Origin of the sequence: Mesorhizobium sp. M8A.F.Ca.ET.207.01.1.1, from assembly GCF_004794715.1 — a bacterium.
Taxonomy (GTDB): domain Bacteria; phylum Pseudomonadota; class Alphaproteobacteria; order Rhizobiales; family Rhizobiaceae; genus Mesorhizobium.
The window spans coordinates 274,732-294,735 of record NZ_SRUS01000001.1 but is presented as its reverse complement, the minus strand read 5'-3'; the positions used below and the strand labels follow the sequence as shown (position 1 = coordinate 294,735).

At 63.2% G+C, this 20,004-nt stretch carries 23 protein-coding genes; 6 read left to right on the top strand and 17 right to left on the bottom strand.

The features are described 5' to 3' along the window. Positions 1-15 precede the first annotated feature (15 nt). The 5 genes from EN850_RS36190 to EN850_RS01400 form a co-directional block, all read right to left on the bottom strand. The gene (locus EN850_RS36190; protein ID WP_167531203.1) at positions 16-189 is read right to left on the bottom strand and encodes a hypothetical protein; all 174 of its coding nucleotides are present in this window, start codon (positions 187-189) and stop codon (positions 16-18) included. Positions 190-475: 286 nt separating this feature from the next. After that, positions 476-673: a hypothetical protein gene (locus EN850_RS01415; protein WP_135919695.1), complete on the bottom strand. Its 198-nt coding sequence runs from the start codon at positions 671-673 to the stop codon at positions 476-478. Positions 674-954: 281 nt separating this feature from the next. Next, on the bottom strand, positions 955-2,115 hold the full coding sequence (locus EN850_RS01410) for a M20 aminoacylase family protein (protein ID WP_136090447.1): 1,161 nt from the start codon (positions 2,113-2,115) through the stop codon (positions 955-957). After that, a complete protein-coding gene (locus EN850_RS01405; protein WP_136090446.1) occupies positions 2,108-3,355 on the bottom strand; it encodes a Zn-dependent hydrolase in 1,248 nt (415 codons plus the stop codon). The genes EN850_RS01410 and EN850_RS01405 overlap by 8 nt, the downstream gene beginning before the upstream one ends. Beyond that, on the bottom strand, positions 3,352-4,560 hold the full coding sequence (locus EN850_RS01400) for a diaminopropionate ammonia-lyase (protein ID WP_136090445.1): 1,209 nt from the start codon (positions 4,558-4,560) through the stop codon (positions 3,352-3,354). The genes EN850_RS01405 and EN850_RS01400 overlap by 4 nt, the downstream gene beginning before the upstream one ends. Positions 4,561-4,665: 105 nt before the next feature. On the opposite strand from EN850_RS01400, the gene EN850_RS01395 reads away from it, so the two are divergent. Next, positions 4,666-5,145 (top strand): Lrp/AsnC family transcriptional regulator, encoded by a 480-nt coding sequence (locus EN850_RS01395; RefSeq protein ID WP_135883552.1) that lies wholly within the window; start codon positions 4,666-4,668, stop codon positions 5,143-5,145. A gap of 64 nt (positions 5,146-5,209) precedes the next feature. Further along, positions 5,210-6,352 (top strand): NAD(P)/FAD-dependent oxidoreductase, encoded by a 1,143-nt coding sequence (locus tag EN850_RS01390; protein WP_136090444.1) that lies wholly within the window; start codon positions 5,210-5,212, stop codon positions 6,350-6,352. 15 nt (positions 6,353-6,367) lie between these two features. Here the strand turns inward: EN850_RS01390 and speB are convergent, their stop codons facing one another. From speB to EN850_RS36185, 7 genes are all read right to left on the bottom strand, one after another. Beyond that, positions 6,368-7,174, bottom strand: coding sequence for an agmatinase (gene speB / locus EN850_RS01385; RefSeq protein ID WP_136090443.1), 807 nt, complete (start codon positions 7,172-7,174; stop codon positions 6,368-6,370). A 110-nt stretch (positions 7,175-7,284) separates the two neighbouring features. Next, the gene (locus EN850_RS01380; RefSeq protein ID WP_136090442.1) at positions 7,285-9,405 is read right to left on the bottom strand and encodes a molybdopterin oxidoreductase family protein; all 2,121 of its coding nucleotides are present in this window, start codon (positions 9,403-9,405) and stop codon (positions 7,285-7,287) included. A gap of 239 nt (positions 9,406-9,644) precedes the next feature. Continuing rightward, the gene (locus EN850_RS01375) at positions 9,645-11,522 is read right to left on the bottom strand and encodes an ABC-F family ATP-binding cassette domain-containing protein (protein WP_136090441.1); all 1,878 of its coding nucleotides are present in this window, start codon (positions 11,520-11,522) and stop codon (positions 9,645-9,647) included. A 136-nt stretch (positions 11,523-11,658) separates the two neighbouring features. After that, on the bottom strand, positions 11,659-12,111 hold the full coding sequence (locus EN850_RS01370) for a MucR family transcriptional regulator (RefSeq protein WP_127871458.1): 453 nt from the start codon (positions 12,109-12,111) through the stop codon (positions 11,659-11,661). Positions 12,112-12,272: 161 nt separating this feature from the next. Further along, positions 12,273-12,476, bottom strand: a complete 204-nt coding sequence (locus EN850_RS01365; RefSeq protein WP_136090440.1) for a hypothetical protein — start codon at positions 12,474-12,476, stop codon at positions 12,273-12,275. Beyond that, entirely contained in the window at positions 12,469-13,395 is a 927-nt protein-coding gene (locus tag EN850_RS01360; protein ID WP_135915352.1) for a DMT family transporter, read from the bottom strand. The genes EN850_RS01365 and EN850_RS01360 overlap by 8 nt, the downstream gene beginning before the upstream one ends. A 45-nt stretch (positions 13,396-13,440) precedes the next feature. Further along, entirely contained in the window at positions 13,441-14,274 is an 834-nt protein-coding gene (locus EN850_RS36185; protein ID WP_167531202.1) for a hypothetical protein, read from the bottom strand. A gap of 112 nt (positions 14,275-14,386) precedes the next feature. Here EN850_RS36185 and EN850_RS01345 point away from each other — a divergent pair, with 112 nt between their 5' ends. Continuing rightward, positions 14,387-15,346 carry a LysR substrate-binding domain-containing protein gene (locus EN850_RS01345; RefSeq protein ID WP_127279521.1) on the top strand — a complete coding sequence of 320 codons (960 nt, stop codon included), beginning with the start codon at positions 14,387-14,389 and terminating at the stop codon, positions 15,344-15,346. Between the two features lie 352 nt (positions 15,347-15,698). Continuing rightward, positions 15,699-16,004, top strand: a complete 306-nt coding sequence (locus EN850_RS37825) for a GNAT family protein (RefSeq protein ID WP_348642420.1) — start codon at positions 15,699-15,701, stop codon at positions 16,002-16,004. Positions 16,005-16,050: 46 nt separating this feature from the next. Here the strand turns inward: EN850_RS37825 and EN850_RS01335 are convergent, their stop codons facing one another. Beyond that, complete coding sequence (locus EN850_RS01335; RefSeq protein WP_136090439.1) at positions 16,051-16,563, bottom strand: DinB family protein; 513 nt, start codon at positions 16,561-16,563, stop codon at positions 16,051-16,053. Between the two features lie 66 nt (positions 16,564-16,629). On the opposite strand from EN850_RS01335, the gene EN850_RS01330 reads away from it, so the two are divergent. Next, positions 16,630-17,322: a glutathione S-transferase family protein gene (locus EN850_RS01330; RefSeq protein ID WP_135919675.1), complete on the top strand. Its 693-nt coding sequence runs from the start codon at positions 16,630-16,632 to the stop codon at positions 17,320-17,322. A gap of 81 nt (positions 17,323-17,403) precedes the next feature. Here the strand turns inward: EN850_RS01330 and EN850_RS01325 are convergent, their stop codons facing one another. Beyond that, positions 17,404-17,652, bottom strand: a complete 249-nt coding sequence (locus tag EN850_RS01325) for a DUF2934 domain-containing protein (protein ID WP_135919673.1) — start codon at positions 17,650-17,652, stop codon at positions 17,404-17,406. Between the two features lie 279 nt (positions 17,653-17,931). On the opposite strand from EN850_RS01325, the gene ndk reads away from it, so the two are divergent. Beyond that, positions 17,932-18,354 (top strand): nucleoside-diphosphate kinase, encoded by a 423-nt coding sequence (ndk, locus tag EN850_RS01320; protein WP_135919671.1) that lies wholly within the window; start codon positions 17,932-17,934, stop codon positions 18,352-18,354. A 63-nt stretch (positions 18,355-18,417) separates the two neighbouring features. Here ndk and EN850_RS01315 read toward each other — a convergent pair whose 3' ends face one another. The 3 genes from EN850_RS01315 to moaD form a co-directional block, all read right to left on the bottom strand. Beyond that, entirely contained in the window at positions 18,418-19,182 is a 765-nt protein-coding gene (locus EN850_RS01315; protein ID WP_136090438.1) for a YbaY family lipoprotein, read from the bottom strand. 77 nt (positions 19,183-19,259) lie between these two features. Further along, entirely contained in the window at positions 19,260-19,742 is a 483-nt protein-coding gene (locus EN850_RS01310) for a molybdenum cofactor biosynthesis protein MoaE (RefSeq protein ID WP_136090437.1), read from the bottom strand. A 4-nt stretch (positions 19,743-19,746) separates the two neighbouring features. After that, on the bottom strand, positions 19,747-20,004 hold the full coding sequence (gene moaD, locus EN850_RS01305) for a molybdopterin converting factor subunit 1 (RefSeq protein WP_127281088.1): 258 nt from the start codon (positions 20,002-20,004) through the stop codon (positions 19,747-19,749).

Genomic DNA, 20,004 nt, shown 5'->3' with positions numbered 1-20,004 from the left:
CGGCGAGCAATACGATCAGCGTTTCGGGTCAACGCCCATCGCCGCCGATTGCCGGCGCAGCGCTTCGCGGTCGTTTGCAGGCGCCGGCAGCAAGAGCGGATCGACAGTGTCGGGGACCTCGTCGATCATCTTGCGGGCGAGACGGTAAGTGACAAAGGCCAGCGTGCCGACCAGAAGCAAACGGATCATGTGGGCGGTCCTCCTTCTCTGGATCAACTGGAGGCCGGGCCTTTTGTTCCCTCGGCGCAATCGCCGCAACCAAACCGGCGCCGCCTCGTTCTGACTTGGAGGAGGTAGCGATGAAAAAGCTAGGACTGATCCTCGCGCTCGTCGCCTTGGCGCTCACGGCCTGTGACAACAAACTGCCGCCGACAAAGGCGACTGGAGGGGACCAAGGTCTCGCAATTCCTGCCGCGAACAATGGCATTGCCAGGCAGTGAATGGTGGCCCGCACCCGACAATTGCGGGGTCGTCATCAACGCATCGCCGCGATCCATTCCTCGAGGCGGTCGAGGCGGAACTTGGCATTGCGCAGTTCGTGGCCTGCGTCCTGGCGCAATTGTCGTGTCTGGGCCGAGGCAGCGGTCAAGTTTTGTTCGAGTTCAGCGATACGCGCGCGCACTCGCCGCGCTTCGTCCTGACGCAACGCCTTTATCCAGCTCTGCCCGCGCATCCATGGCTCCCCCAGCACCCAAAGCGTGGAGTCTTGGCAGCAAAACGCTAACTTCCGCCAAGCGCCAGCATTCTAAATTTAACGAAAGCTAATTTAGCGCACAGGGGAGAAGGCCGGCGCCGCTTGGGAGGTAATCTGATAGCGCCGGCCAGGCGGATATCAGGTCCGCCGCATGAAGCACGCTAGCTGAGTCTTGCCGCAGCGTCATGCGAGATCAAGGATATCGGCCTTTTCCGGGCGTTTTCCCCCGGTAAAATGCCGCGAAAAGCCCCCCCGTGGGTTCAAGTCCCAAGCCGCTGTCTGGCGATGGCGACATGGAAATCGACGCCGAACAACAGCCCGTCATCGTTGAAGTCGTAGCTGGAATTGTGAAGCGGCGCCGAACCCTCGCCGTTGCCGAGGAAGACGAAGCAGCCCGGCACGTGGTCGAGGAAGCGGGCGAAATCCTCCGACGCCGTCATCGGTTCGCGGGCGACCGCGATATTGCCAGGCTCGAAAACCGTCGTGGCGGCGGCGAAGGCCGCATCGACCAGTTCGGCATCGTTGCGCAAAGGCACGAATTCCCTGGTGTAGTTGACCTCGGCGGCAACATTGTACGCGGCAGCGATGCCTTCGGCGATGATGCGCATCTGGCGCTCGATCTCGGCGCTGACCTCGGGGCGGAAGCTGCGCGCGTCGCCAAGGACGCGGGCAAAGCCCGGCAGTGCGTTGCGGGTGCCGTCGGTGATCAGCTCGGTCACCGAAACCACGGCGATGTCGGCCGGGCTCAGCCGGCGCGAGACGATGGTCTGAAGACTGGTGACCAGCGCACAGGCGGCGACCAGCGTTTCCTGACCCGAATGCGGCCGGGCCGCGTGGCCGCCCAACCCCTTGAGCACGATCTCGAAGATATCCTCGGCCGACATGACCGGACCGGCGCGGGTTTCGAAATGCCCGACGGGCAGGCCAGGCATGTTGTGCAGGCCAAAGACCTCGTCGAAGGGAAAGCGCTGCATCAGGCCATCGTCGAGCATCGCCAACGCGCCTTTTCCCCATTCCTCCGCCGGCTGGAAGATGAAGCGCACGGTGCCGTCGAAACCGCCCTCCCCGGCCAGAAGCTTGGCCGCACCAAGCAGCATCGCCGTGTGGCCGTCATGGCCGCAGGCATGCATGAGACCGGGATTGCCGGAGCGGTGTGGCGCGGTCGATTGCTCTGATATGCGCAGCGCATCCATGTCGGCCCTGAGCGCGATGGCACGGTTGCCGTTGCCGCGCTGCAACGTGCCGACGACGCCTGTGCCGCCGACACCCTCGGCGACATCGTCCAGGCCGAATTCGCGCAGCTTGGCCGCGACGAAGGCCGCGGTGCGCTTCTCCTCGAAGCCGAATTCGGGGTGCGCGTGCAGATCGCGCCGCCACCCGGTCATCTCCAGCTTCAGCGCGTCACGGTCGATTTCAGCCATTGCCTGATATCTCCTGATCCGCAAGGCGGGCGACGACATCAAGCAGGATGTTGGCGCCGGCGACAAGCTCGGCATCGTCCGTATGTTCGCGCGGATTGTGGCTGATGCCGCCGGCGCTCGGCACGAAAATCATCGCCGCGGGCGCAAGGCGCGCCATCATCTGCGCATCATGGCCGGCGCCTGACGTCATGCGCTTCGAGACCAATCCGCGGTTGCTGGCGGCAGCCTCGATCAGTTCGACGATGCGGCTGTCGAAAATCACCGGCTCGAAGCGGGCCAGCCGCTCGACCGAGACCGTGACGCCATCGGCGGCCGCGAGGTCCTCGAGAAATGCGGCAAGTGCCGCCTCCTCCGCCTGCAGGCGATGCTCGAAAGGGTCGCGCAGGTCGACGGTGAAGACGGCGCGCGAGGGAATGACATTGATGGCGTTTGGCTCGAAACGCATCGTGCCGACGGTTGCAACGGTCGGCGTGTTCGAGGCTTTGGCGCGGTCGTGCAGGAACGTGACGACACTCGCAGCCGCATGGCCGGCATCATTGCGCATCGACATCGGCGTGGTGCCGGCATGGTTGGCGATGCCGTCTATGGTGATGCGCTGCCAGGAGATGCCTTGCAGGTTTTCCACGGCGCCGATCGGCACGCCTTCGCGTTCCAGCACCGGGCCTTGCTCTATATGCAGTTCGAGATAGACATGCGGTTTGAGGAAGCCGGGCTCCTCGTCGCCGGCATAGCCGATGCGGGCCAGCTCCTCTCCCAGCACGCTGCCGTCGGTGCCGACGGCGGCCAGCGCCTCTTCGATACCGACGCCGCCGGCATGGACCAGTGAACCCATCATGTCGGGGGAATAGCGAACCCCTTCCTCATTGGTGAAGGCGGCGACCGCGAGCGGGCGCGACGGGACATAGCCTGACCCCTTCAGCGTCTCGATGACCTCCAGGCCGGCCAGTACACCGTAGCAGCCGTCATAAATGCCGGCATCGATGACGGTGTCGATATGCGAGCCGACGAGGATTGGCGCCTGCCCGGCGTTCTCAGGTACCTGCCAGATGCCGAAGATGTTGCCCATGCGATCGATGGCGATTTCGAGCCCGGCCTCGCGCAGCCAGCCGACGAAGCGGTCGCGACCCAGCCGGTCGGCATCGGAGGCGGCCAGCCGCACCAGCCTGCCCTCGCCATCACGGCCGATGCCGCCGAGTTCGCGGATGCGGCCAAGCAGTCTTTGTCCGTCGATCGAGATCATGGCGTTGCTCCTGAAAGCATCTTGCCGGCAAGCACATCCGCCGGGTTCATGCCGACGAGCTCGGCATAGCGGCGGGGGTCGGTCGCGGCTTCGGTGTTGATGACCAGCACGCGCGAAGTGGCGTCGAGGCCAAGCTCGGCCTTGTGACCGGCCATCGCCCGGATCAGTCCGGCAAGACCGACCCCTCCGCTTTCACCGGCAACGATGGCCGGATCGTTGCCGGACGGCCTTGCCAGCCGCCGCATCACGGCCACGGCATCGTCCTCGTCGACGGTCATGAAGGCATCGGCGACGCGTGCCAGCACGCGCCAGGCGACAGGCGAGGCCTCGTAGCATTCGAGCATCGCCATGACCGTCGCCTCGCCATGCGCGATCTTGACCGGGTGCCCGGCCTTGGCGGCGCCGAAGACGCAGGCGGCGCGCGCAGGTTCCACCACCGTGAAAACAGGCCTGGCTTCTCCGAGCACGATGGCGAGATGGCCGGCGATCGCCGCCGCGATGCCGCCGACGCCTGCCTGCACGAAGACATGCGTCGGCGGGTCGGAGAGCTGGCGCAGCGCTTCGCGCACGATCGCCGTGTAGCCCTGCATGACAAGCCCCGGAATGCGTTCGTAGCCCGGCCATGAGGTATCGGAAACCACCGTCCAGCCTTTCTCGGCGGCGATGCGCGCCGCCTGCCTGACCGAATCGTCATAATTGCCGTCGACGCGGATCATCTCGGCCCCGTAGCGGGCGATGGCCGCGACGCGTTCGTCGCTGACGCCGGCATGGACGAAGATCGCCGCCTTGGCACCGACGAGTTCGGCGCCCTGCGCGACGGAGCGGCCGTGATTGCCGTCGGTGGCGCAAGCAACCGTCATGGTCGCCGCGACCGACCGGACTTCGGGGCGATCGAGATCGCCGACTTCGACGGAGCGGCCCAGACGCTTGCTGGCTTCTTCCAGGACCAGCCGGAAGACCGCATAGGCGCCACCCAGCGCCTTGAAGCTGCCGAGCCCGAGCCGAAAGCCCTCATCCTTGACGTGCAAGGCAGCGAGACCGAGCTCGCCCGCCAGCGCCGGCAGCGCGTGCAGCGGCGTTGCCAGATGATTGTCACGGCGGGCAAGGAAACGCTCGACGGTGTCCGCCCCGGCGATGCCGAGGGTTTCGGCATCGGCCGCGCCCAGGGGCCGGCGGTGCAAGGCATTGCTGTTGGGCAGGAACATTGGCGGTCTCCTCGGCGTCGTCCGAGAGAAGATATTGCAGGACATGCGCAAAAGGCGCTGTAATTCGGCTCTCAAAATGCAAGTTTGTTTCGTCAGGATACGCCAATGCCGCAGTCGCCGGTCTCCCTCGACAGCTTCGATCTCGCCATCCTTGCCATCCTGCAGCGGGACAATACGACGCCGCAACGGCTGATCGGCGAGGCGGTGAACCTGTCGGCGCCGGCCGTGCAGCGCCGCATCAAGCGCATGGAACAGACCGGCGTCATTGCCGGCAACGTCGCCGTGGTGGAGCCGGCGGCCGTCGGCCGGCCCATCACCATCTTCGTCGAGGTCGAGTTGGAGAGCGAACGCACCGAACTGATCGATGCGGCCAAGCGGCAATTCTCGGCAGAGCCGCAAGTGCAGCAATGCTATTATGTCACCGGCGAGGCCGACTTCATCCTCGTCATCACCGTAGCCGACATGGGCGCCTATGAGGCGCTGACGCGAAAACTGTTCTTCGGCAGCAACAATGTGCGGAAGTTCCGCACCTTCGTCGCCATGGACCGCGTCAAGGTCGGGTTGACGGTGCCCTTGCCTGGATGAGCACGTGGCACCCCTGCCACGTTTCTGACATTCTCAGGATCGCGAATTGGCGGTGGAGGCGCGCATGGACGAAACCACGAAGGTCGCGATCATCGGTGCCGGGCCAGCGGGCCTGGCGGTTGCCGCGTGCCTGCGGCAAGCCGGAGTGGATTTTGTCATGCTCGAAAAGGAGCAGCAGGCCGCGCCGGCCTGGCGGCGTCACTATGATCGCGTGCATCTGCATACGACCAAACGCTACTCTTCGCTGCCCTTCGTCCCCTTCCCCAAGGATTATCCGCGCTATGTGCCGCGCCATCTCGTGGTCGCGTATCTCGACGCCTATGCGAAGCATTTCGACCTCGAGCCCCGCTTCGGCGAAACCGTGCGAGCGATCACCCGGGCGGGCCGCGGCTGGCGGGTGGAATCGACGTCCGGCGCCTTACGCGCCTGGCACGTGGTGATCGCGTCCGGCTACAATGCCGAGCCCTTGCTGCCCAAATTTGCCGGCATCGACGCCTTCAAGGGCAAGATGCTGCACAGCGCCGACTACCGCAACTCTAGGCCTTTTGCCGGCCAGTCGGTGCTGGTCGTCGGCATGGGCAACACCGGTGCCGAGATTGCGCTCGATCTGGCGGAAGGCGGTGCCCGGCCGACGATCTCGGTGCGCGACGGCGTTCACATCGTGCCGCGCGAACTGTTCGGCGTGCCGATCCAAATGGTCGGCATGGCGACGCGGCTCGGGCCACGGCGCATCAATGACGCCCTGTTCCCCCTCATTCTCGACCTTGTGCTGGGCAGGCTGGAGAAATTTGGGCTCAGACGGCCGAAGCAGGGATTGCTGCAACAGATCGCCCTTGCGTCGCGCATTCCGGTGATCGATGTCGGCACGATCGGCAAGATCCGCGAAGGCGCGATCAAGGTGGCGCCCGACATCGCCGAAATCTCGGAACGCGGTGCCCGTTTTGTCGATGGCGGCCACGGCGAATTCGACGCCATCCTCTTCGCCACCGGCTACCGGCCGGGCTATGCCAGGTTGCTCGAACCCGGCATCGAGCCAGGTGCCAGCGGCGTCAATGCGCGCGCTTCGGATCTCGGCCTCTATCTGGTCGGCTTCCACAATGCGGTCACCGGGCTGCTGCGCGAAATCGGCATCGAAGCCCAGGCGGTCGCCGACGACATCCGCCAGCGGCAAAACAGGAAAGAGGCGACCGAGACCCTGCCGGTGTGAAGCCGCGCCGCGTTCTCAATCCGCAGGCGATGTCCTGAGCATCATGCCGGCGATCTCCTTCGCCAGTTTGGCGGCGACAAGCGCCGTCACGTTGGAGAGGTCCTGGCTTGGATTGTATTCAACGATATCAGCGGCAACGATCGGCTGGTTGATGCCTTGAATCAGGTTGATGACCTGCCGTGTCGACAGGCCGCCGGGCTCGCGGTGGGAGACGCCCGGCGCAAAGGCCGGATCGAGCCCGTCGAGATCCATCGAGATATAGACCGGCGTCTTGAGATCGAGCGACAGGCTCTCGCTGAAACGCGCGGCCTCCACCACTTCGACACCAAAGCGCCTGAATTGATCGCGGTGATGGCCGTTCACGGTGCGCAGGCCGATCTGGATCAGCCGGTCGGCAAGCCGTTCCTCCATGATGCGTGCGAAGGGCGAAGTGTGCGAACGCGGATTGTCATCGTAGGCATGATAGATGTCTGGGTGGGCATCGATATGCACGATCGTCAGGCTTGGATGGCGACGGCGTACAGCGCGCAGCACCGGCCAGGAGATGGCGTGATCGCCGCCCAGGCTGATCAGCGGATGGCCCGCGTCCAGTGCGCGGCCGACTTCGCTTTCGATCCGCTGCCAGGGATCGCCCGGTTGGGTGAAGTCGATATCGCCATGATCGACGAAGCGGTCGCTCAGGTCGAAGCCGGTCTCGCTCCATGAGGAGTAAGCATCGCTGGTGAGTTCGCGCCTGATCAGCGGTGGCGCCTTGGCCGCACCCTGGAGGTAGGATGAATTCCCGTCATGCGGTATTCCCAGAAGCGAAATCGCGCCTGCCATCGACACTCTCCCATTGCGACGGACGAATGCCTCTATAGAGACGGGAGCTGGCATTCGCGACCGCTGGTGCTTGGGCCAGAGGTGAATCCGGATCAGGAAAATCTGCGGGGCTAGGCGCTCAGCTCCTGCGCCCGGCGCAACCACACCTTGTTGTCGTGGAAGGCCGCGCCGCCATAGGGCGCGGGGGCATCGGCGCCGGTCAGCACGTTGATGCCTTCGCCGCGCTCATGCGCGCTGTTCGGCCAGATGCCCTCGGCGATCACGACGCCACGCTTGATGCCGTCGAACAATCTGGCGTGTAGCACCACCTCGCCGCGCATGTTGCCGACCTCGACCCGGTCGCCGTCGGCAAGTTCGAGAGCCGCCGCATCGTCGGGATGCAGCAGGAGTTCGGGGCGGCCTTCCTTCGCCCTTGAAACCGGTGTCTCGGAAAAGGTCGAGTTGAGGAAGTTGCGCGCCGGCGAGGTCGTCAGGCGGAACGGATGCGCTTCGTCGGCCACTTCGATCAGGTCGACATGATCGGGAAATTCCGGCAATCGCGCCACCGGGCCGAACAGGCCCATGCTCTTCGGCGGCCGGTTGGGAGCCGCCTGCCCGGTCCAGTCGGCGCGGAAGCGGAATTTGCCGTCCGCATGGCCGAAGCCCCGGATGAAATGCGCGGTTTCGAAATCCGGCTGCAGGTCGACCCACTTCTCTTCCTTCAAGGAATCGAAGCTGCCCAGCCCGCGCTTGCCGAGGATGATGTCGATATGCTGCTGCTCGGTGAGGCCAAAGCCCGGCCGATCGGCGACGCCGAGGCGCTGGGCCAGCTGCTCGATGACGAAATGGTTGGTGCGCGGCCCTTCCGGCGGCTCGATCAGCTTGGGGCCGAGCGTGATATGCTGGTTGCCGCCGCCCTTGTAGATGTCGTCATGCTCGACGAACATCGTCGCCGGCAGCACGACATCGGCCAGCTTGGCCGTGTCGGTCATGAACTGCTCGTGCACGCAGGTGAACAAATCGTCGCGCAAAAATCCCTGCTTCACCAGCCGCTGCTCGGGCGCGACATTCACCGGATTGGTGTTCTGGATGAGCATGGCCGTCACCGGCGGTCCGCCGTAGAGCGCGTCGCTGGCGCCGGTCAGCACCGGGCCGATGCGCGAGTGATCGAGATAGCGGATCGAGGGATCGCGCATTCTTGAGCCTTCCAGCACATCCTGATTGAGCTTGAAGATGCCGGAATTGGAATGGAAGGCGCCGCCGCCCTCATACTGCCAGGCGCCGGTGACCGCGGCGATGCATGACGCCGCATGCATGTTGACGGCGCCGTTGCGCTGGCGCGCAAAGCCGTAGCCGAGCCGGAAATAAGTCTTTTTCGTCGTGCCGACGAGCCGGGCGAAGGCCTCGATCTCGGCGACCGTCAAACCGGTGATATCAGCCGCCCACTCCGGCGTGCGGGTGCGCAGATGCGCTTCAAGGCCCAGAGGGTCGTCGGTGTATCTTTCGAGATAGGCGCGGTCGGCCAGGCTTTCCCTGAACAGGACATGCATGACAGCACAAGCCAGCGCGCCGTCGGTGCCGGGCTTCAGCACCAGGCCCATATCGGCCTGTTTCATCGTGGCGTTTTCATAGACGTCGATGACGATGATTTTCGCGCCGCGTTCCTTGCGCGCCTTGATGGCGTGGGTCATGACATTGACCTGCGTGACCACCGCATTGGTGCCCCAGATCACGACGCAATCGGATTTGGCCATTTCTCGCGGATCGGGACCGCGCAAGGCGCCCGCCCCCATCATCCAGCCGGTCCAGGCGAGATTGGTGCAGATCGAGCCGAAGAAGCCCGAGTACTTCTTCGCATGCCGCAGCCGGTCGATGCCGTCGCGCTGCACCAGCCCCATCGTGCCGGCGTAATAGTAAGGCCAGACCGTCTCCGATCCGTACTTCTCCTCGGCCGCGATGAAATTCTCGGCAACGAGGTCGAGTGCGGCTTCCCAGCTTGCCTCCTGCCAGACGCCCTCGCCCTTGGCGCCCTTGCGCACCAGCGGCTTCAGCAAACGGTCGGGATGATGGACGCGGTCGGCATAGCGGGCGACCTTGGCGCAGACGACACCGGCCGTATAGGTATTGGACTTGGCGCCATGGACGCGGCCGATGCGATTGCCGTCGAGCAGTTCGACCTCGAGCGCGCAGGTCGACGGGCAATCATGCGGACAGGCCGAATGGCCAATGCGGAGCTTCGCGTGCTGGTTCATGCCATTTGTCTAGCGGCTTTTGACAGTGGCGTGTAGGGCCAGATGATTAGCCAATCTCCCCCCTTGTGGGGGAGATGTCCGGCAGGACAGAGGGGGGGCGTGAAGGATCGCGGCCTATCGAGCCCCATCAATATGCCACCGAAGTTGGCGATGGTGATTGCAAAGAGACCGGCAGGTTGGCGGGACAGCGCCCCCCTCTGCCCTGCCGGGCATCTCCCCCACGAGGGGGGAGATTAGCTCTACTCCGCCGTCCCTTCCTCATATTCCGCCGACATGGTCAGCCATTTTTCCTCATGGCCGGCAAGCGTCTGGGCAAGCTGCGAGCGTTCCTTGGCGAGCCTGGTCGCAGTCGACGGATCCTTCTCGTAGACCGCCGGATTGGACAGTTCGTCCTCGATGCCGTCGATGCGCTTGCGGATACGGTCCATCAGCGCCTCGGTGGCGCGGATTTCCTTGGCCAACGGCTCGAAGGCGGCGCGGCGCGCTGCGGCGTCGCGGCGGCGATCGGCTTTTGACGCCTTGTCGGCCTCGCGCTTGCCGCGGCGGTCGCCGGAGACGCCGGTCACCAGCGTCTTGTAGTCCTCGAGGTCGCCGTCATAGGGATTGACCGCACCATCCTTGACCAGCCACAGCCGGTCGGCCGTCGCCTCCAGCAGATGGCGGTCGTGCGAGATCAGAATGACGGCGCCGGGAAATTCATTCAGCGCATGGATCAGCGATTCGCGGCTGTCGATGTCGAGGTGGTTGGTCGGCTCGTCGAGGATGAACAGGTTCGGACCCTCGAAGGCCGACAGGCCCATCAGAAGGCGCGCCTTCTCGCCACCGGACAGATCCTTGGCGGGCGTGTTCATCTTCTCGGTCGTGAGACCGAACTGGGCGACGCGGCCGCGCACCTTGGATTCCGGCGCCTCCGGCATCAGCCGGCGGACATGCTCATAGGCATTCTCCTCGGGGCGCAGATCGTCGAGCTGGTGCTGGGCGAAGATCGCCACCTTCAGCCCGGGCGCCACCGTCATGGTGCCGGTTTCCTGCTTCAGGCGACCCGACAGCAATTTGGCGAAGGTCGACTTGCCGTTGCCGTTGGCGCCGAGCAGCGCGATGCGGTCGTCGGCGTCGATGCGCAGCGTCATCTTCTTCAGGATCGGCTGGCCCTCGGTATAACCGACATTGACGTTGTTCAGCGCAACGATCGGCGAGGCCACCGTCTTCACAGGTTCGGGGAAAGAGAACGGCCGCACCGTGTCGTTGACGATGGCCGAGATCGGCTTCATCTTTTCCAACGCCTTGATGCGCGACTGCGCCTGTCTTGCCTTGGAGGCCTTTGCGCGAAACCGCTCGACGAAGGATTCCATATGCTTGCGGGCGGCTTCCTGCTTGACCCGGCCCTTTTCCTGCAACTCCTTCTGCTCGGTGTACTGGCGCTCGAACTGGTCGTAACCGCCGCGCCAGAAGGTCAGCTTCTTCTGGTCGAGATGAACGATCGAGTTGACGGCGCGGTTGAGCAGATCGCGATCGTGCGAAATCAGGAGCACGGTGTGCGGATACTTTGAGACGTAGTTTTCCAGCCACAGCGTGCCTTCGAGGTCGAGATAATTGGTCGGCTCGTCGAGCAGCAGGAGATCCGGCTCGGAAAACAGTACGGCGGCCAACGCCACGCGCATACGCCAGCCGCCGGAGAAGGACGAGGCCGGACGCCGCTGCGCGGCGTCGTCGAAGCCGAGGCCGGCGAGAATGGTGGCCGCGCGCGATTCGGCCGAATGAGCGTCGATGTCGGCCAGCCGCATGTGGATGTCTGCGATGCGGTGCGGATCGGTCGCCGTCTTCTCTTCTTCGAGCAGCGCGGTGCGCTCGAGATCGGCCTTGAGCACGATCTCGATCAGCGGGTCCTCGGTTCCAGGCGCTTCCTGCGCCACCTGGCCGATGCGCGTATTCTTCGGCAGGCTGATCGAGCCTGTCTCGGAGGGAAAATCGCCTGTTATGGCCTTGAACAGCGTCGTCTTGCCGGTGCCGTTGCGGCCGACAAGACCGGCCTTGGTGCCGGCCGGCAAGGTGAGCGAGGCGTGGTCGAGGAGCAAGCGCCCCGCCATGCGGAGTGAAAGATCATTGATGATAAGCATGGCCGCGCTTTTGCACTGGACATCAACGCTTCGCAAGACCTTGCGGGCCAGTTGGCCGCACAAGGCCTGGAAACGGCGCGCACAATGCGCCGCCAGAGCAGCCGATCAGTGACCTGCAATACCGGCCAGCAAGGCCTCAGGCAGTGGCCTTGCCACGCTTTGTCGCCTTGGCCACGACCGCCGGCGCAGCGACCGGCTTGCGGCCAAGTCCCGTCGATTTCGCCAGCGCCGACCGGGTCGCCGAGTAGTTCGGCGCGACCATCGGATAGTCCGGCGGCAAGCCCCATTTGGCCCGATAGTCATCCGGGCTCAAACCGTAGTCCGTCCTGAGGTGTCGCTTGAGCGACTTGAACTTCTTTCCGTCCTCCAGGCAGATGATGTAGTCGGGAAACACCGACTTTTTCGGATTTACGGCCGGAACAAGGCTCGGGCTTTCCACGACGGCCGCACCAGCCAGCTTTCGGACCGAGGCGCTGACGCTGGCAATCAGGTCAGGCAGGCCGGAAGCCGGAAGCGGGTTGTTGCCTACATAGGCGGAGACAATATCGGCGGTCAGCTCGATAACGGTCTTATCCTCGATATTTGACAATTCTTTCACCCTATCTGCGACAAAGTCATCTACCCCAGTAAAGACTTTTGTCGATGTATCTCTTTAACCGCGCCCCCCAACGGGCCGCCAAATCCCAAAACGAATCAAGACTTGGCATCAACTACTTTTATGAGAAATCGACGTCGTGCAAATTAGAAAATCTAATACTTGGAGGTGGCAGACTTGGTTGGGCGGCTGTCGGCCAATATCTCAAGAATACGCTTCCAGCGGGCACAACGCCCGAAATCCTTCTGTTCAATCGCCTTTTCGGCCTTCATTGCGGCGTAAAGCGGTGCCTCGGCGCCAAATTCCTTGATCAGCCAATGCGCTTCCTGCCTGGCGAGACGTTCAATGTCATCAAACATAGTCTTGCGCCTCCGAACGCTCCAGACCGACCGCGACACAACTGCCGATCACGAGAATGGCTCCGGCAATGGCGGTGGTCGTCAGCCGTTCGCCGGACAACGTCAACAGCAGCGTCGAAGCAATCGGCGTGAGATAGGCGACGACAGCCACCTTGCCGCTGCCTCCGAGCTTCAAGGCGCGTGACCAGAAGTAATAACCCAGCCCCATCGGGCCAGCGCCGAGATAAAGCCCGAGGACCAGATCCACTCCGGTGGGCCAGGCGACGCCTTCGCGAGCGGACCATATAAGCGTCAAGGCGACGCCGACCAGCGACGAGGGCAGCAACAGGCGGTCCGGCGACGTGGCGAGCCGCCCCACCATCACCGAATAGAAAGCCATGCACAGCGCGGACCCGAATGCGGCCGAATAGCCGGCGAGATCACCCTGGAACCAGGTGCGGTCACGCCCTCCCGAAATCACCAGCGCGACGCCGACGAAGCCAAGGGCCGCGGCAATGCCCAGCAAGGCCGGACGCCGGGGATTGTCGAAAGCGATCACTGCCGCGGCAACCATCAAGGGCCAGGTGTAGGCCACGAGATTGGCTTCGATCACCGGCATCGAGGCAAAGGCGATATATTGCAGCACCATGGTGCCGACCAGACCGATAAAGCCGACCGCGAGCGGCACCAGCGCGGTGCTTGCCGTGGTCGTCGCGGCTTTCTCGCGGCTCATCGACCGGATGACCGCGAAGACCAGGGCGGCCCCTACAAATTGCAGGAACTGCACCTGCGACACCGGGTGACTGGCCAGCAGGGACTTGCCGACCAGCGCATTTGTCGACCACAACGCCACCGCCCCGGCAGCGAAGACCAGCGCGGATATCGAGCCCGATCCATGCAGAAGGAATCGGCATAGGCCCCTATCTCTGCGTTCGACCATGATCCCGTCCGAAAACCGGTCTCCACTTTTCGGGATCATGGGTCGCTACCATGACTCCCTGGCTCCACCCGGAACCGGCGCTTCGGCGGGGGCCGGCGTCGGATGTTCGGCCTCGAACCGGCGATAGGCCGGCAGCTGGTTTTGCCACACATCTTCGGCCAGCTCGTTGACCCACTCGCGGTCGTGATCGTTGTCGGCGGCAAGGTAGAACATCCTGTTGTCGTCGACATAGGGCTTGGCCACGGAGCGCTGGTTGAGCACCAGCGTGACGCGCTCGCCGAACTGGATCGGCGCCGTGCGATGCAGGACGCCGAGGAACTGCCCGAGCGTCGCATAGTTCATCTTGTGATCGATGCGCATGATGCGGTTACGCGGAATCTCGCGGCCGGATTCGAGGATGGCGCGGCCGGTCTCGGAATCGTCGCAATAGATTTCGAGATGGCCGCCGACCAGCGGATCGCTGATCGACAGCGGAATGAGCTCAGTGACCGGAACGCCGTCGCAATGCCATTCGACGGCGCCATCCCTGGGATTCATGAAGGTGACTGTCGAACCGACGATCGACAGCGGATAGGGCTCCAGCTTCGTGCCCATCATGTCGGACAGCCGTTCCAGGCGCAACTTGTCGTTCAGCAACTCCTTGATTTCGGGAATGAAACGGTCCGCGCCTGTGATGAAGGTCAGATCGAGGTGCTTGTGCACGGCATGGCTGGCCTTGAGCTTCAGGGCGGCCTCCTCGATCGCGGCAAGCAGAGCCGGATCATAGCCATGCCGATACTGCGCAACGCCGAAGCTCGACACTTTCCAGGCGGTTTCGTGGCCGATAATGGCCTCGCGGCTCATCGCATAGCGCAGTTCGGGTACGGTATGTGCGTTCATTGTACTTCTCCAAGTGGGGGGCAAACACTTGGTTAACAGTCGATTAAATTAGCCCCCCCTGTAAAATTAGGAATGCTAGTGCTACCCTAAGCCCAGCTTAAGGTCGAAAGCCGTGCGTCTGCTCAGTCAGGTCAACCTCAATTCGCTGAAAATCGTGGAGAGTGCTGCGAGGCACGGGAATTTCACGCGTGCCGGCGAAGAGCAGTTCATCACCGCTTCGGCGGTCAGCCAGCGCGTCAAGAGCCTGGAGGACCAGTTGCGCTTCAAGATTTTCCAGCGCGGCGGCAATGCGGTGTCGCTGACACCGGAGGGCGAAACCTATGTCTCGCGCGTTCGTGAGGCGCTGGAGCGGATTGTCGCCGCCAGCATGGAAGCGACCGGGCAATCACAGGAACATGTGCTGAAGATATCGGTGCTGCCGACATTTGCCGCGCGCTGGCTGTTTCCGCGCCTGCCGCTGTTCCAGCAGCAACACCCCGATATCGTGATGCGGGTTTCGACCTCGTACGCGACGCACGAGTTCACGACTTCCGAATTCGATCTCGAAATCCGCTACGGCGACGGCCACTTCAACGGACTGCCATCCGACCTGTTGTTTCAGGAAGACCTGACACCGGTGTGCAGCCGCAAATTGTTCCACGAGGTTCTCGGCGACAAGCCGGTGTCAAAGGTGACACCGGACGACCTCAAGCACTTCACGCTGCTGCATTCCGACACCTGCACGCAGAACTGGCAATCCTGGCTTGGTTTCGCCGGCGCCAGTTTTGTGCTCAGCGAGACCAAGAGCATCTATTTCGACTCGTGCATGATGTCCTACGAGGCGGCCAATGCCGGAATGGGTTTTGCCGTTGCCAACCGCGCCTATATGGCCAGCGATATCCGCGCAGAGAGGCTGGTCGCTCCCTTTGCCGTACATCATCCGAATACGGCCGGTTGGTACTTCGTCTCGCCGCACAAGGGCCTTGCCGCACGCAAGATGCTGCTGTTCAAGCAATGGGTGATGGCGGAAGCGGCCATGACGCAACGCCAGCTGGACAACGAAATTGCGGGCTTGGCTTCAGAAGCTGTCTGAAAGTCGGATCGGTCCTCATTTGTCGCTCGATGACTGCAGGCAAGAGAAACAGGGACCATCGATTAATGGGCGGCGTCCAATCCAGGCAACCCGCCTTGGTCGGCGATATCGTTGAACTCAGCCCCCTGCAGCCAGAGCATTCCGCAACGCTTTTGAGTGCAGCCGCAGATGGCGAGCTATGGAACTTGAAGGCCACCGTGGTTCCAGGGCCAGACGCGATCGATGATTATATTGCCAATGCCCTGGCTGGACGACAGGCCGGGACCGTCATGCCATACGCAATCGTCCTCCGCGCCACGGGCTTGATTTGCGGTAGTACGCGGTTCTGGAAATCGATCGCGCGAACAGAAAATTGGAGATTGGGCACACGTGGCTCGGCAGTTCGGTCCAGCGATCGGGGGTTAATACCGAGGCTAAATATCTTCTCCTGATTCAGGCATTTGAGGTCATGAACTGTGTCCGCATGCAATTCACCACCGACGAACTCAACGACGCGTCGAGAGCGGCCATTTTGAGAATAGGAGCAAAACAGGAAGGAATCGTTCGCAATGAACGGATCATGCCGGACGGCCGGAAACGCAATTCCGTCCGGTTCAGCATTATTGATTCCGAGTGGCCGGACGTAAAAGCCATGCTACGGCAAAAAATGCGGCGATAGTCCGCGCCAAACGCTCGCCCCGAATTCAAAACGAAAACCATGTGGATCAGGCGAAAGCCCTTCCCTCCTCGGTGCGCTGGAAATGCGCCAGATCGAGCGGCACGGAGGGGCGGCCCAGAACTGTCAGGATCATATGCGCCTGGCCGCGATGATGGGTCTGGTGGTTGAAGACATGAGCCAGCGCCGGCGCCAGGCGCTGCGAGACGGTGCGCATATCCGAAACGGTCATATAGGTGAAGCGACCCGACAGCGCTTTGTCGTCCAGGCCGCCGAGCCAGTCGATCATCCGCCGGTCCTCCGTCTCGCGCGCGGTCCTCAAGACGGGCAAGGCCCGGTGCAATATGGCGTCCAATGTCGTCGGCGCGATGCCTTCGCCGGTGAAGCGCTTCATCCAGATGCGATCGGCGGCGAGCAGGTGATTGAGCGTGCCCATCAGCGAACCGAAGAAAGCGCCGACGTCGCGATTGAATTCCTCATCGTTCAGATCGTCGGCGGCATCATAGATGCGGCCATTGGCCCATTGATTGTAGGCCGCAAACATCATGAAGTGCTGTTTCATCTTTTCTCCCGCCGCGCCCGTTTCGGGTTTCGGGGCGATACCTAGACCGCGAAGGGGCCGACGCCAATGACCATTCTGCTTTACGACCTGGTCGGACATGACGAGAGCCGCCCGTTCAGTCCGCATTGCTGGAAGGCAACGATGGCGCTGGCCCACAAGGGACTTGATATCTCGACCGCGCCGACGCGTTTTCTCGAAGTGCCGGCCATTGAAGGCGGTGTCTCAAAAACCGTTCCGGTCATCCGCGATGGCGACAAGGTCGTCATCGATTCCTTCGCCATCGCGCTCTATCTCGATGAGACCTATCCGGATCGCCCGACGCTGTTTGGCGGCGAAGGCGGCAAGGCGATGGCGCGCTTCATCGAACGCTGGTCGCAATTGACCATCCATCCTTATGTTACCACCGCGGCGCTCGTTGACCTTCATGCCATGCAAGACGAAGAGAACGCCTCGTATTTCCGCCAGAGCCGGGAGCAGCGCTTCGGCAAGCGGCTGGAGGACGTCGCCGCCGCACGCGACGCCGGCCTGGCAACCTTCCGGGCAGCGCTGGAGCCGCTGCGCTCCATGTTGAGCTACCAGCCATTCATCGGCGGCGCCTCGCCGCTGTTTGCCGACTATATCGTCTTCGGCGCGCTGCAATGGGCACGCATCGCCACGCCGTACAAATTGCTCGACGACAGCGACGTGGTGGCGCAATGGTTCACCCGCTGCCTCGACCTGCATGGCGGGCTGGGACGAAAGGTTGCGGCGGCGGCGTGACGGCCACAAGCGCCCGCCCTGGCAGAAAGGCAGTTTGAGCGCCGTCAACTGTCGCGAAGATCAGCGGCGGAACAGCTGGCCTTACTTGGCCGCCTTCTTTGGCTTGCTGGCTTTCGCGGCGGCCTTTTCCTTGGGAGCGGCTTTTGCCTTGCCGGCGCCAGATGCCTTCCTGGCTGGCTTCTTCTCCGCCGACCCCGCGTCCTCCCGATCGATGTCGGCGGCCGCCTGTTGCCAATGGCGTTCGTGGTGACCGGCCGGTTGCCCTTCTTCCTGCCAGATCTGATGGGCGCGGTTGCGAATGCGCTCCTGACGATCGTCTGTCATGGTCATATTGTCTCCATGCGGGCCGACTTCAGCGCGGCGCCGACCGGGCGACTATAGCAAGCAAACCGTTGCTTTACAGCCGTCTGATCCCGCCTGCCCGCAGCGACCAGCCACGGAAGCCTGGCCGTTCGACGCTCGCTGTCGCTCCGGGCGTTCGTCGCTGGGAAAGCCAGGCAATTGGCTTTCCGCTCGCTGCGCGGACCCGCTCCTCACCCTCTTGGCAATAAGCCGGGCGGCTTGTATAGAGCCCGCCACTCTCAATTCAAATTCAGACAAGGACGACCCATGGCGCTCGAACGCACCTTCTCCATGATCAAGCCCGACGCAACGCGGCGCAACCTCACCGGCGCCATCACCAAGATGCTCGAAGACGCCGGTCTGCGCGTCATCGCCTCGCGCCGCGTTTGGATGAGCCGCCGCGAGGCGGAAGGCTTCTACGCCGTCCACAAGGAGCGGCCGTTCTTCGGCGAGCTGGTGGAATCCATGTCCTCGGGCCCGACCATCGTGCAGGTCCTTGAAGGCGAGAGCGCCATTACCAGGAACCGCGACGTGATGGGCGCCACCAACCCGGCCAACGCCGCCGAAGGTACCATCCGCAAGGTGCATGCGCTGTCGATCGGCGAGAACTCGGTGCACGGCTCCGACGCGCCGGAAACCGCCGCGCAGGAAATCAAGTACTGGTTCTCGGACACCGAAATCGTCGGCTGAGCCGACGGCATCAAATCCGATCTGGAAGGCCGGCGTTCAGCCGGCCTTTTTTCTGGAGTGCAATCAGCTCGCGGCGCTGAAGCGCAGGATTTCGCGCCCGTCCTTGTCTGAGATGGTGAGCTTGCCGGCATCGACCTTGTATGATGCCGCCTTGGCCAACGCATCGAACAGGGCTTTTTCCTCGGCCATCACATCGGGCGCGCAAGCTTTGTAAGTCGAACCGATATCCCCGATCGCGATCGCCTGGCCCCCGACCTTCGCCGTGGCAAAATAGGTGTTGCAGGGACCGCTGCCACCGGCCTTGCCGGCCTCGCTGACCCTGAAGGTCGCCTGCGGCGCGGTGATGGCGCCAATGCCATCGACATAATCGACCACCCAGAGCTGATCGAAGACGGAAGCCGCTGGCTCCTTGCCGGGCGTAACCATCTTCAGCATGATGGTCTGCGGCGCGTCGGTCAGCGGATCGAGCTGATGGCGCACATCGGAGACGAACATCAGCCTTCCGTCCACAGTGATCCGGGCCTGCAGCGCGTAGGTCATTTGCGGCCGGATGACGGAGGGGTCGAATTTTATCTCGAAGCTGATCGGCACCTGGCCGGCGGGCTTGATCTTCTGTTGCCCGATGATCTTGGCCGGCGCGTCGGCCAACGAGACGTCGGCGAGCTCGACGGAGAGCACGGCGCTGGGCGGCAAGGCGATGCGCTCGCGATAGATCACCTCGCCCCTCACCGCCTTTTCCGCGGCAACGGACAGCTCCGGAACCGCCAGGATACCGACGACCAACGGCACCAAGCCGAAGACGAAGAATTCGGCGATCCTCTCCAGCATGACCGTCTCCCTTGCCCAATCAGTCACGTGACCAGTTGGCAGAAGGATTGCGGTCGTTCCGTGACGCCTGCACGGTATTATTCGGACGGCGGTCGCTTCCAGCGCCGGGCTGCCTGGGCGTCGGTTTCCTTAGCCTCGACCCAGCCCCCCTCGGAGCCGTCGGTGCGATGTTCCTTCTTCCAGAAGGGGGCACGCGACTTGAGGTAGTCCATGAGGAAGTCCGCCGTCTCGAATGCCGCCTGGCGGTGCGCCGAAGCGGCCACCACCAGGACGATGTTGTCCCCCGGCGCGATCTTGCCATGGCGATGTATGACGGTGAGGCCTTGCAGCGGCCAGCGCTCGGTGGCTTCGGCAGCGATACGCCCGATCTCGGCTTCAGCCATGCCGGGATAGTGCTCGAGTTCGAGTGCCGAGAGCGCGCCCTGCTCATCGCGGCACAGGCCGGAGAAGGTGACCACCGCGCCAATGTCGGCGCGGCCTTGCGTCAGCCCGGCGATCTCGGCGGCAACGTCGAAATCCTGGCGCTGGATGCGCACGGTCGGCACCAGGACGGCCGACATGATGTCAGCCTCCGGTCATCGGCGGGAACAGCGCGATCTCGCGTGCACCCGATATCTTCTCGCGATGGTCGACATGTTCCTGGTTGATGGCGACGCGGATCACATCGGGATATTGCAGCGCGTGTTGGTAACCTTCGCCGCGCGATTGCAGCCAGCGCAAGAGGTCGGCGACCGTCTCGATGCCGGCGGGCAGTTCGACATCTTCTTCCGATGTGCCGATACGTTCGCGAACCCAGGCGAAATAGATGAGACGGGTCGTCAT